At 48.9% G+C, this 12,288-nt stretch carries 10 protein-coding genes; 5 read left to right on the top strand and 5 right to left on the bottom strand.

What is annotated here, in order from left to right; translation table 11 throughout:
- Positions 1–47: 47 nt before the first annotated feature.
- The 3 genes from Q366_RS07300 to Q366_RS07290 are packed head-to-tail and all read right to left on the bottom strand — an operon-like array spanning position 48 to position 2,047.
- Complete coding sequence (locus Q366_RS07300) at positions 48–782, bottom strand: SDR family oxidoreductase (protein ID WP_245619898.1); 735 nt, start codon at positions 780–782, stop codon at positions 48–50.
- Positions 761–1,096, bottom strand: a complete 336-nt coding sequence (locus Q366_RS07295) for a phage holin family protein (RefSeq protein WP_051957884.1) — start codon at positions 1,094–1,096, stop codon at positions 761–763. Before Q366_RS07295 ends, Q366_RS07300 begins: the two co-directional genes overlap by 22 nt.
- A 60-nt stretch (positions 1,097–1,156) precedes the next feature.
- Entirely contained in the window at positions 1,157–2,047 is an 891-nt protein-coding gene (locus Q366_RS07290; protein ID WP_035237734.1) for a M15 family metallopeptidase, read from the bottom strand.
- Between the two features lie 423 nt (positions 2,048–2,470).
- On the opposite strand from Q366_RS07290, the gene Q366_RS20780 reads away from it, so the two are divergent.
- Together Q366_RS20780 and Q366_RS07275 are read left to right on the top strand one after the other, a co-directional pair.
- Entirely contained in the window at positions 2,471–3,793 is a 1,323-nt protein-coding gene (locus Q366_RS20780) for a (Fe-S)-binding protein (RefSeq protein WP_084691744.1), read from the top strand.
- Positions 3,794–3,917: 124 nt separating this feature from the next.
- The gene (locus tag Q366_RS07275; protein WP_245619897.1) at positions 3,918–5,492 is read left to right on the top strand and encodes an SDR family oxidoreductase; all 1,575 of its coding nucleotides are present in this window, start codon (positions 3,918–3,920) and stop codon (positions 5,490–5,492) included.
- 83 nt (positions 5,493–5,575) lie between these two features.
- Here Q366_RS07275 and Q366_RS07270 read toward each other — a convergent pair whose 3' ends face one another.
- On the bottom strand, positions 5,576–6,979 hold the full coding sequence (locus tag Q366_RS07270) for a sigma-54 interaction domain-containing protein (protein ID WP_035237650.1): 1,404 nt from the start codon (positions 6,977–6,979) through the stop codon (positions 5,576–5,578).
- Between the two features lie 275 nt (positions 6,980–7,254).
- Here Q366_RS07270 and hybA point away from each other — a divergent pair, with 275 nt between their 5' ends.
- The 3 genes from hybA to Q366_RS07255 are packed head-to-tail and all read left to right on the top strand — an operon-like array spanning position 7,255 to position 11,418.
- Complete coding sequence (hybA, locus tag Q366_RS07265) at positions 7,255–8,184, top strand: hydrogenase 2 operon protein HybA (protein WP_035237648.1); 930 nt, start codon at positions 7,255–7,257, stop codon at positions 8,182–8,184.
- Positions 8,177–9,379: an NrfD/PsrC family molybdoenzyme membrane anchor subunit gene (gene nrfD / locus Q366_RS07260; RefSeq protein WP_035237646.1), complete on the top strand. Its 1,203-nt coding sequence runs from the start codon at positions 8,177–8,179 to the stop codon at positions 9,377–9,379. The genes hybA and nrfD overlap by 8 nt, the downstream gene beginning before the upstream one ends.
- Entirely contained in the window at positions 9,376–11,418 is a 2,043-nt protein-coding gene (locus tag Q366_RS07255; protein WP_035237645.1) for a tetrathionate reductase family octaheme c-type cytochrome, read from the top strand. The genes nrfD and Q366_RS07255 overlap by 4 nt, the downstream gene beginning before the upstream one ends.
- A gap of 202 nt (positions 11,419–11,620) precedes the next feature.
- Here Q366_RS07255 and Q366_RS07250 read toward each other — a convergent pair whose 3' ends face one another.
- Complete coding sequence (locus tag Q366_RS07250) at positions 11,621–12,286, bottom strand: hypothetical protein (protein ID WP_035237643.1); 666 nt, start codon at positions 12,284–12,286, stop codon at positions 11,621–11,623.
- Between the last annotated feature and the right edge of the window lie 2 nt (positions 12,287–12,288).

Genomic DNA, 12,288 nt, shown 5'->3' with positions numbered 1-12,288 from the left:
GAACCCTGCAGCAAATAATCTACCCAGTGCTAGTCAGGAAATTTATATCATATCAATCTAGCCCCGCCATCAATCACGACAGATATTCCAGTTGTATACGGGTTTGCCATCAAATAAACATATGCGTCCGCGACTTCTTCAGGTAAAGCAATTTTGCCGGAAGGAAATTGTTGGGCATATTTCTCGACCGCCTGGGATTTAGGCGCAACAAAACCGGGACTTACTATATTAACGCGTATTGGTGCCAATTCCATGGCCAATTGCCGGCACAATACCTCGGTGGCACTGTTGATAATAGCCATGGTTGAAAAATTCTTGAAAATCTTTTCACCGGCAATGCCTGTGGTCATAACAATGCTGCCATGTTGACTTATGTGCCCTTGGGCCTTCTGGATAAGCTGGTACTGGCCCCAGAATTTTGTTTCAAACGCCTGTTTTGCCTGTTTGAAGTCGGTTTCGACAAAAAGTGCCGGGGTTATCTCCGGCCTTGCGGTAATCACAAGGTGATCGATATTTCCGATTTTTTTTAATGCGGTTGCTGTTTCATTCTCGGATGTCATATCAAAAGAATATGTTTCAATATCATGACCAACCGCGGCGACTAAATCATTATGTTTTTCTGCCGCATTCCTGGAGGCTATAATCAGCTTTCCCCCTGCTGTGCATGCTTGTTTTGCAACAGCAAGCCCAATGCCGGAACTGCCTCCAACTATGAGTATTCTTTTATTTTGTAATATGTTGTTCATGGCTTTTTCAAGCATCACATGGATGACATGACCCATTTGATCCCGGAATCAACAAGGGTGATGCACAGGGCCGCGATAAACGTTGTAAAAAAATCTTTGATTTGAAAGTCATCAAGCATTTTATCGGTGAGCCAGAGCAGCACGGCATTGATCACCAGTTTGAACAGCCCGAATGTGATGAGCATAAAAGGAAGGGATAAAACAATCAGGAGCCAGCCAAAGAAAAAATTGACCAGGCTGTAAACAATGGCCACCATAATAGCCGTCCCGAAATGTTTAACCCGGATCCCGGGTAAAAAATTGGCCACCAGAAATACCGCAACACTTAAAATCAGAATATTGATCAACATTGACATTTTTTCCTTTTTTATAAATTATCGCCCTTTGGGCGGGTTGTTACGTTTTACGTTTTAGCCCCCAACCTCAACATGCCAGGGCTCATACCTGACGCCCAGATGATTTCCAGGACCGTACCTGAACTGGATATAACCCAGGCTGGACAGCTGGCTGTACACCCGGGTCCGGGTAAACTTTTCTGTAAAGTTATCCGGGCCGAACCCCTTTTCCCCCATATCAAAATCCCCGGTGGCGTGAAAGGAATAGCCCGGCGGGGCAAGGGATCTGGAGGCCATGGACAAATTCCCCCGGCTTTGCGCAGCCTTGTTTAAGAAGAGCAGAAACTGCTTGGACACGCCCCGGATGCCTGAGGTCAGCACCGCCTCGGTTCCGACTTTTCTCCGGATATCCTGGTACAATGCTTTGGACCCGCCCTTGTACAGATAGTTGCCCGTGCCCCGGATTTTTACTGTTTTTCCCGCCGGCACCTGCCAGGTCAGCCGGGGAATTGTTTTTTTTCCCATAAATCCGTAATCGCTGGCCGGCCGTTGAAATAATTTTTCAAGGAAATCAAGTTCCCGGCGGGGAAACGGTCCTATGGCGTCATAGGACCGGGAACAGGATAACGCATCATCAAAGCCTGCCAGGCAGAAGTTGCCGTGGCCGATCAGGTTCCGAATACGCTTAAAACGCATAAGGCTTGATAAAAGAAGGGGAATTTCATTGTCAGGCAGAAAAACATCATCTTTGAAATCACGATTAAAAAAACGAATTTTTAAAAGCTTTGGAGCCCTGGCGGATACCCCGGCTTCTGCAAGGGCGTCCTTGACACCATGATCACCAGCATATGCTTGGCCATGTGAATCATCCAGTGCCCATGCTGTTTTAAGCCCGCTGAACAACGGCAGGCAAGTTCCTGCAAAGGCTGCTGATCCTGCAAGTTTTAAAAATGTTCTCCGATCCACTGATGTGTATCCGTTTATAATTATGGGTCTGCTTTTGGCACGCAGCCCGTGGCAACAATAATATAAAGGCGGCAAAAAAACCTGTCCGGATTTTTTAAATCTCAAAAACCCGGGCATTGTACCCCATACATTCAGGCCATGGAAAGAATTTTTTATGGGTTTTCTTCGCTGCCGGCTTAAGCATAACAAAAATACAGAACCAAAGAATTCACCTGGGCCACCAATTTTTGATCATTCAATTGAATTCAGTATTAATATTTGCTATAGTTTTTCGCCTGCAGGAGAGGTTTTTTCTTTAGTAATGATTATATTAAATATAATCAAGATGTTATACAGACACCTCTCTTAAAGGAATTGGGAACCCACGACGACCATTAACATGCTGAGTGTTCACCTTTAACTGTATTTAAGAAAGGAAACGACATGGCAGAAACTGTCATCAAACTGGGCCGGAAGGAAAAGCCCTCAACTTTTATCGACAAGGTTAAGCAGATTCTGCCCGAGGGCGGAAATCTTAATGCCTGCCTGACATGTGGGGCCTGCTCATCAGGCTGCCCGGCCACCGGGCTGGCAGACATGGACCCCAGAAAATTTCTGCGCATGGCTGCCCTGGGCATGGATGAGGAAATTGCCGCATCAGACTGGCCCTGGATGTGTACCATGTGCATGCGCTGCATCTATGTATGCCCCATGAAAATTGATATTCCCCAGCTTGTTTTCAACGCCCGGACATTACGTCCCAGAGAAGAGCGCCCCAGGGGCATCCTAGGCTCCTGTGACATGGCATTGAAAAATGAAACCACCTCTGCCATGGGCACCAACGCAGAAGATTTTGAATTCGTTGTGGGAGACGTTCTGGAAGAATACCAGGAAAACCAGCCCGAATTCGCTGACATGGAAGCCCCCATTGACAAGGAAGGTGCGGAATTTTTCCTGAATCAGAACTCCAGGGAACCCAACACAGAACCCGACGAAATGGTGCCTTTGTGGAAAATCCTTCATCTTGTAGGTGCCAACTGGACTTATGGTTCCAAAGGCTGGGCCGGAGAAAACTACTGCATGTTCCTGGCTGATGACGAATCCTGGAAAAAAGTGACTAAAACCTCAGCCGACCAGGCCAACACACTGGGGGTTAAAACGTTTCTAAACACCGAGTGAGGGCACGTAACATTCTCAGTCCGGGCCGGACTGAAAAAATTCAACCTGGAACACAAGTTTGATGTAAAAAATATTTACGAATACTATGCCAAATGGATACGTGAAGGCAAACTCAAGGTGAACTCCGACTGGAACAAAGACCTGAAAATCAAATTTACGGTTCAGGATCCCTGCCAGATTGTAAGGAAAAGCTATGGCGATCCCATTGCCGACGACCTGAGGTTTGTGGTGAAATCCATTGTCGGTGAAGAAAACTTCATCGACATGCAACCCAACCGTTCCAACAACTATTGCTGCGGCGGCGGCGGCGGATTCCTTCAGTCCGGATTCAAGGATGAACGCCTGACTTACGGGAAGATCAAAGACGATCAGATCCAGGCCACCGGCGCAGATTACTGCATTGCCGGCTGTCACAACTGCCACGCCCAGATCCATGAGCTCAGCGAGCATTATGGCGGCAACTACGGCGTGGTTCACCTGTGGACCCTGATTTGCCTGTCTTTGGGCATTCTGGGGCCCAATGAAAGGGAGTATTTAGGTGAAGACCTTCAAGAAGTAAACGTCTTCCATCCTGAAACCGCCATGTAGTACGATCCTGTTTAAGCAGATATGGGGCCGGCAGCCACTGCCGGCCCTTTTTAAAAAGTTGACAAATTGGCTAATCAGCTATAATAATTGCCATTTTTTATGCTTATAAAAGGAAGCCGATATCGTGGAAACCCATTCCCTGGAGCAAACTGCCCCGGAACCGGAAGATGAAAAACAGATACTTGCAGACATTGACCGCTGCATCCGGGTGCTGGAAACCCTGGCAGACCAGTCTGAGCTTTTGGCAAAGATTTCCGAAGCAGACCGTATTGCCCTGATAACGGCGGCCGGCAAAATATCCCGGCCGGACAGGGCTGAAATAAAAAAGCGCAACAAGGATAAAAAGCGGCAGATGCGCCTTGCCATTGTGGCAAAAGAACGGCAAATGAGAGCGCAAACAGGGATCAGAAAGGCCAGGGAGGCATCTGTGTTCACGGTGCCGGCCAGGCTTGAAGGGCCCGCAGTTGAAAGCCCTCGGGCCGCGGAGTCCCTTGATTCCCCCCGCAACTGCTATGTGTGCAAGGCAGCGTTTACATTGCTTCACCATTTTTATGACAGCATGTGTCCTGAATGTGCGCAACTCAACTACCAAAAGCGGTTCCAGACCGCATCCCTTGAGGGGCAGCTTGCCGTGATCACAGGCTCCAGGCTTAAAATCGGGTACCAGGCCACGTTGATGATGCTCAAAGCCGGTGCCCGGGTAATTGCCACCACACGCTTTCCCAAGGATTCCGCTTCAAGATTTTCCAAAGAACCCGATTTTGACCAATGGGGACACAGGCTCCACATTTACGGACTGGATCTGCGTCACATCCCCAGCGTGGAGCTGTTCTGTGATCATGTCAAACAGACATACCAGCGTCTTGATATTTTAATCAATAATGCGGCCCAGACCGTTCGGCGTCCGCCCGGATTTTATGCGCATTTGATGGGTACCGAACAAAAAGATATCTCATCGTTGTCCCCAAAGGCGGCAATGCTTTTGGGCCATTACCGGGACTGCGTGGCCCAGCTTTCAACAGACCGGCCCCGTGATGTGGAGGGTGACGGTGTCTTGCCGGTCTCCTGGAACGGCACAACTCCCGGCATCGGGTTGCGGCAATCTGCCCGGCTCTCCCAGATTCCCTATTCCTACGACCATAGCATAGATGCGCCCCAGGTATTTCCGGAAAAGGCCCTGGACGCCGATCTCCAGCAGGTGGATCTTCGGAAAACCAACTCCTGGCGGCTGAAACTGGGAGAAATTGAAACCGCAGAGATGCTGGAAATTCAGCTGGTCAACAATGTGGCCCCCTTTGTTCTGTGCAACCGGCTGGCCCAGATGATGAAAGCAGATTTCACCGGTCAAAAACACATTGTCAATGTCTCGGCCATGGAGGGCAAATTTCTGCGCTTTAAAAAGGGCAGCCGCCATCCCCATACCAATATGGCCAAGGCCGCGTTGAACATGCTCACGCACACGGCTGCCGAGGATCTTGCAGGGTACGGCATTTACATGAATGCCGTGGATACCGGCTGGGTTACAGATGAAGATCCGGCACGTCTTGCCCAATTAAAACAGGATCGCCACGATTTTCAGCCCCCGTTGGATATTGTGGACGGGGCCGCCCGGATCTGCGATCCTTTTTTCCACGGTATTTTAACCGGAAAACATTGGTGTGGAAAATTTTTAAAGGATTATTTTCCCATAGACTGGTAGCATTTAAACGGGTCATTCAATGTCATGAACTTAGCGCGCTAATGCGCGGGCTTTTTAATATTGATGATCCCAGTAATTTTAAATCACTTGCATGTCAACGTTTTCTGCAAATCGATCTGATACTTCTTCATTCGGTTCCATACCGTGACACGGTTGATATTGAGAAGTTTTGCTGCACAGGTCTGGTTTCCGTTTGCCTTTCTCAAGGCATCAATTAGTTGCTGTTTTTCATCGGTTGTGTCATCTGGCCGCTCTGTATTTGATGGCCTGGTCGATATCGCGGCATCTGCACCAATGCGCTTGGGAATATGATTGAGCTGGATTATCGGGCCGTCAGCCGTCACAAATGCGTAATCCATGGCATTTTTGAGTTCACGGATATTGCCGGGCCATTGGTATGACATGAACAAGTCCATCACGTCCCGGCTGACGCCGGAGATGGTTTTGCCGGTGCTTTGATTGCACTGCCGAATAAAGGTGTTTACAAGCAACGGGATGTCTTCGGTGCGCTGCCTGAGCGGCGGCAGGTAAATGGGAATAACGTTGATTCGAAAAAACAGGTCCTGACGGAATTCATTTTTTTCAATCAGTGCTTCAAGATTTTTGTTAGTGGCTGTGATAATTCTGACATCCACCCGGACGGGGGTGATCTCGCCCACGCGTTCAAACTGCCCGGACTCAAGCACCCGCAACAGTTTGGTTTGCAGTGGCAGGGGCATGTCGCCGATTTCGTCCAAAAAGAAACTGCCCTGGTGTGCCGCCTCAAATCGGCCAACGCGGTTGCTGTGGGCCCCGGTGAATGCCCCTTTAACATGACCGAACATCTCGCTTTCCAGGACCGCCGGGTTTAAGGCCGCGCAATTGAGCCGGATAAACGGTCCTTGTTTTCTGGCACCATTCAGATGAATGGCATCGGCAACCAACTCCTTGCCGGCCCCGCTTTCTCCCAGAATTATGACAGGGGCATTGGAATCCGAAGCCTTTCGGATCATGTCAAACACGGTTTCCATTTGCTGTGATTTGCCTGTCATGCCAAAAAAATCATTGTCATGGCTGCGCTGTCTGGCAAGCATATTCACCTGTTTATCCAGGCGCTCAAGTTCCGAGATGTCGGTCAAGGTTTCAACCACCCCTACCACATTCTGGTGTTCATTTCTAAATGCCGCGGCATTTTTTAAAACCGGCAGATAGCTGCCGTCTCTGCGCTTGATCAGGCATCGGCACTTCTGCATTTCCGCCTCCCGGGGGGCAAACAGACGACACCAGACTGACTTATCTAAGGGAGTCAGGGTCTGCTCACAGGCGTCACATTCTAACATACGGCAGGACATACCCACAGCCTGGGCCGATGTATAGCCGGTCAGATTTTCAAAAGCCTTATTAACCATCTGAATGGTCCCGTCCGGCCCAATAAACATCAACCCATCGTTGATCGTGTTGACTATCTTTTCCCAGAATACATCCATTTCGTGTTCATGTATCTGCATATATCCCCTGCTATTCTATTTAAGCGTTAAACATGTGTTTAAGCTTTCCACTAAATCTTTTAACACATGTTTAAACAAATTTAACACCTTGGGCGCTTGTCTGCCAGTATAAATTTCAAAAAATATCGTAAAAATAGCAGGTTGTGATTTTCATAGGAATTCGGCATGACCGTTGCAATATTCCATCAAATTCGAAATAGGCAAAGAAAAGAAAAAACCAAGCGTTTGCATGACCCATTTATGCAGTATGACGCTTAAATTTTTGTGGAGGATCAATGCAGCTGAGCAGAAGGCATTTTTTTAAAATCATGGGCGTGGCTACGGCTACGGCAACCGTTGCGCCGGCAGCCGCCGACACCTGGCAGTCTAAATCCCCGCCGGATCCGTTCGGGTGTCTGGTGGACCTGACCCGGTGTGTGGGGTGCCGCAAATGCGAAGAGGCCTGCGCCGAAGTCAACCATTTGCCAACACCGGAACGGGCTGCCTGTCAATGTACTATTTTTGAAAAGAAGCGGCGTCCGGACGATAAGGCCTACACGGTGGTCAACCGATATTTTACCGGAACAGTGGATGAAAATGATACCCCGGTTCCCACCTTTGCCAAGGTCCAGTGCATGCACTGCCAGGATCCGGCCTGTGTGTCAGCCTGCATTGTGGGTGCGCTAACCAAGGACGAGACCGGTGCGGTGCGGTACAATGTGGACAAATGCATCGGCTGCCGCTACTGCATGGTGGCCTGTCCCTTTGAGATTCCGGCATACGAGTATTTTGATCCTGTCACCCCCCGGGTGATGAAATGCACGTTCTGCTACGACAGGATATCAAAGGATGGCGGACTGCCCGGATGCGCCACCATCTGTCCCACCGAGGCCCTGACATTCGGCAAACGCAACACCCTGTTAAACATGGCCCAAAAACGGCTGACCCAGAACCCGGGTAAGTATATTGACCACATCTACGGGGAGAAAGAGGCGGGGGGCACCTCCTGGCTTTATATCTCTGCGGTTCCCTTTGAAACGGTCAACCTGCCGGTTTTGCCGGATAAGCCCATGCCAAAGCTGTCGGAAAACATCCAGCACTCACTGTTCAGTTATCTGTGGTCGCCCATTGCACTTTTCAGCCTTTTAGGCGCGATTATGTTCGGCACACACAAAGCCCAAAAACCCAAAGAGACGCCTTCTCAGAAAGGAGGTCGTAATGCATAAACCCATGGCATTAAGAAAACCGTTCTGGACCCCCGGGGTTCTGGTGATGGTGGCCTTTATGGTTGCCGGTGCTGTCGCCATTCTTGCCCGGTTTACCGGGGGGATCGGATATGTGGCAAATTTAAGCACGGCCCGGCCCTGGGGGCTTTGGGTGGGTGTGGATGTAGCCACAGGCGTGGCCCTGGCTGCCGGCGGATTTACGACGGCGGCTGTGGCCCATATTTTTGGTCGACATGCCTATGAACCTGTCACCCGGCCAGCACTGCTCACCGCTGTTTTAGGGTACACCTTTGTGGTTCTTGGGCTGATTGTGGATATCGGCCGTTCCTGGGCGATCTGGAAACCCATGTTCAACTGGAATACCAACTCCGTATTGTTTGAAGTGGCCATGTGCGTCATGTGCTATCTCAATGTACTTTATCTGGAATTCTTTCCCATTGTGGCAGAGCAGTTTAAAGGAAATGTAAACCTGCCGGGTCCATTGGCCCTGCTTAACGGCCTGGTGGATGACATTTTACACATCGGGGACGCCATTATCGATAAGATCATGTGGGCTTTGATTATTCTGGGGGTGGTACTCTCGTGTATGCACCAGTCCAGTCTGGGATCGTTGATGCTCATTGCTCCCACCAAACTGCATCCGTTGTGGTATACGCCCATTCTGCCGCCGCTGTTGTTTTTAACATCAGCGTTTGCCGTGGGCTATCCCATGGTGGTATTTGAAACCACCATTGCCACCTCTTCGTTCAAGCTGGATTCGGAAATGAATATTCTGACGCCCTTAACCCGGATCACCATCTTTCTTCTGGGGTTCTATATGGTACTCAAAATCGGGGATATGGCGGTCCGGGGCACCTGGATCTATCTTCTGGACGGCACGGCCCAGAGCAATGCCTTTGTGGCGGAGCTGGTTTTGGGTGTGATCCTTCCCTGGCTTATGCTGCTTTCTTCCCAAATAAGGGCATCACGCAAAGGCCTTTTTATTGCGGCAACGCTTATTGTGGCTGGGGTGGTCCTGAACCGGATCAACGTATTTATTGTCGGATTTAAACCGCCGCTGAGTGATCCGGGGTATTTCCCTTCCATCGGGGAGATGATGGTGACCTTTGGATTGATTGCCACGCTTATGTTCATCTACAAGATCGCGGTTACCTATCTGCCGGTGCTCCAAGCCTCACAGGAGGTGTCCCGATGATAAAATTGATAAAAAGGATAAGAGTCTTTGTTGTTATGGCAGGTGTATTGTTCATTGCGACATCGCCCGGTCGGGCGGCCAACACGTGGACCGCACCGGACCAGGAGGCGGCAAAAGAGCGGGCAAAGGAGACGGTCCCGTTTGTCAGTGCGTACAAAAACGAAGGGCATACGGAACGTAAAATGCGGCTTTTGGATCAGGGATTGTCCCTGTCGGATATCCATGATGTCTATTTTCTTTTGGACAGCCCCATTATTAAAAACCGCGAAGACCATTACGGTCCGGTCAGGTTTGCCCATAAACGGCATGCCGCTTTGATCCAGGACTGCACCCGGTGCCACCACTATCGTCCCAAAGATGAGGCTGCGCTTGAAACCACCCGGTGTTCAGCCTGCCACCAGGATGCATTTAACAGTGAACACCCTGAACGGATCGGTCTGAAAGCCGCCTATCACCAACAATGCATGGAATGCCATAAGGCTGAAGCCAAGGGGCCGACGACCTGCACAGGGTGCCACCTGAAAAATGTGCCGGACCACACCCAACTGGTTAACCTGCCGGACAATGCCGATCCGTTCCAGGTAACCGCCGAGTGTCTAAGATGCCATGAAACCCAGGGTAAAGATATGATTAAAACCGCCCACTGGCTCTGGAAGGGGCCGTCCCCGTATACCACCGGCCACAGCAAAGAGATTCTGCACGGCAAGGCGGCTACGGCGTTGAATAACTATTGCATCAATGTCATCAGTAACGAGCCGCGCTGTACCAGTTGCCATGCAGGTTACGGCTGGAAAGATGCAAGTTTTGATTTTACGGACATGTCAAAAATTGACTGCCTGGTGTGCCATGATACCACGGGTACCTATAAAAAAGAGCCCACGGCGGCGGGTATGCCCGCTAAAGACGTTGATCTGAAGATGGTGGCCACAAAGGTCGGACATGCCAGCCGCGCCACCTGCGGTGCATGCCATTTCAACGGCGGGGGCGGCGATGCCATCAAACATGCCGATATGTCCAGGCAGTTGTTGACCCCGGAACGCAGTTGTGATGTCCACATGGGTGGATATGATTTTTCCTGTACCGAATGCCACAAAACCCGGAACCACCGGATTGCGGGTCGGAGCACCTCGGTTCCCGTGGCCGAGGGCAAGGTCTCCTGCCAGGACTGCCATGGAGAAAATCCCCATTACAGCGGCGGGCTTTTGGACCATCATCTGGATAATCACTGTAAAACCCTGGAGTGCAATGTGTGCCACTCTCCGGTATTTGCCAAGTGCAAACCCACTAAAACATACTGGGACTGGTCCCAGGCCGGGGATAAAGACCGAAAGCCCCAAATGGATAAGTACGGCAAGCCGGATTATAACTGGAAAAAAGGCTTTTTTAAGTGGGAAGAGTCGGCGATGCCCGATTACCGGTGGTATTCGGGATATATGCATCGGGTACTATTGGGAGACAAGGTGGATATCAATGCCGAAGTGATCAATTTGACCACGCCGGTGGGCTCCATCAAAGACCCTTCGTCAAAAATAACACCGTTTAAGATCATGAAGGGAATCCAGGCTGTGGATGCGGACCATGACATCGTTTTAGTGCCCCATCTGTTTCCCAGAGACAAGAAGGATAAGACCGCATTCTGGAAGAATCGGGACTGGAACAAGGCCTTTAAGGACGGCATGTCCGTGGCGGGCCTGCCCTATTCAGGATCATACAAATGGAAAAAGACCTGGATGTACTGGCGGCTTGAACATGAGGTGATGCCTGCGGATATGGCCCTTTCCTGTGCCCAGTGCCATGAAAGCCTGAAAGGGGAGACAACCTGCAACCGGTGTCACCAGGACAACCGCAATGTGGATTTCAAAAAAATCGCCCACAAGGGTACCGATTTTTCCTATATGAAATCCAGAGGCCGGGATGTTGAGCATTTAATCAACAAAACCGATTACATTAACTTTAAAGCCTTGGGGTATGAAGGAGATCCCATTATATATGGCGGCCGGTTCAAGCAGCTGCCCATGGGATACGGTAGCACGCCGTAAATCCGGAACGTTTCAACACAGGTCTTGGTCTCTTTCTTAATGTTCCGTCATAAAGCGGATCAAGGCCTGTAACGTTCGTACTCAATTGAGAGTGACCTGAGCACTGAAAAAAGAAGTGACGGACTTTACTAGCAAGCCTATCGGCGACACATGATAGACAAAGTCCGGATGTTCCGATTACTGTTTAACTGGGAAGTGATTATCATATCAAGTTTTTTGAAAAATCCAGCATCAGATGATACAGGCTAAATTTGTTATTTTTTAAATCCTTGTGAACTGAACAGTACTGGTATTTAAAATCTTGAATAAATAGTTGAGAACTTAATTTTTCTAAAGTGTTTGTTTGGAAGTATTTAGAATCAAGTAACCAATTGATATGCTGGATATTTTTATTTATATCCATAGTCTCAACAATAAATCCAATCATACCATTCAGCTTGCAGTATGTTGAATATTTTCCTTCAACAAATCGCATGATCCCATTTTTAATATATTTCGCATTAAGGCCTGTTCTACCACTTGGATTTCCATTATCCAATCTTTTGCATTCAATTATGTAATATGCAAATGTGTCCAAAAATGTATCAGGTGTCTGTATTTTTATATCCGTCCTTCCTTGAGTATTTGCCTCTGGAACTTCAGGGTCAAAGAGATAATCCGTTAATCCTAAACTATTTCTAATGCTGTTGTTATTTAAATAATCTCTATGCAAAACATCTCTGATTTCGTTTTCGTCATTATTCACCAGTATCCCATCAGACATCATTAATTTATAGCACTCAACTATCTTAGAAAGAATGTCTTGAAATTCAGCTAATTTAAAATTAGCCGATTCTATAAAAACTGAAGCATCAAGCGGTTGGTTCATTT

This window comes from Desulfobacter vibrioformis DSM 8776, assembly GCF_000745975.1.
GTDB classification, from domain to species: Bacteria; Desulfobacterota; Desulfobacteria; order Desulfobacterales; family Desulfobacteraceae; genus Desulfobacter; species Desulfobacter vibrioformis.
The sequence above is the reverse complement of the archived record's forward strand: the minus strand, read 5'-3'. Positions and strand labels throughout refer to the sequence as shown.

Excerpts from the sequence above, each read along its gene's own strand:
- Q366_RS07250 (WP_035237643.1), bottom strand. The coding sequence starts at position 12,286 with ATGAACCAACCGCTTGATGCTTCAGTTTTTATAGAATCGGCTAATTTT.
- Q366_RS07270 (WP_035237650.1), bottom strand. The coding sequence starts at position 6,979 with ATGCAGATACATGAACACGAAATGGATGTATTCTGGGAAAAGATAGTC.
- Q366_RS07300 (WP_245619898.1), bottom strand. The coding sequence starts at position 782 with ATGGGTCATGTCATCCATGTGATGCTTGAAAAAGCCATGAACAACATA.
- Q366_RS07295 (WP_051957884.1), bottom strand. The coding sequence starts at position 1,096 with ATGTTGATCAATATTCTGATTTTAAGTGTTGCGGTATTTCTGGTGGCC.
- hybA (WP_035237648.1), top strand. The coding sequence starts at position 7,255 with ATGCAGCTGAGCAGAAGGCATTTTTTTAAAATCATGGGCGTGGCTACG.
- Q366_RS07255 (WP_035237645.1), top strand. The coding sequence starts at position 9,376 with ATGATAAAATTGATAAAAAGGATAAGAGTCTTTGTTGTTATGGCAGGT.
- nrfD (WP_035237646.1), top strand. The coding sequence starts at position 8,177 with ATGCATAAACCCATGGCATTAAGAAAACCGTTCTGGACCCCCGGGGTT.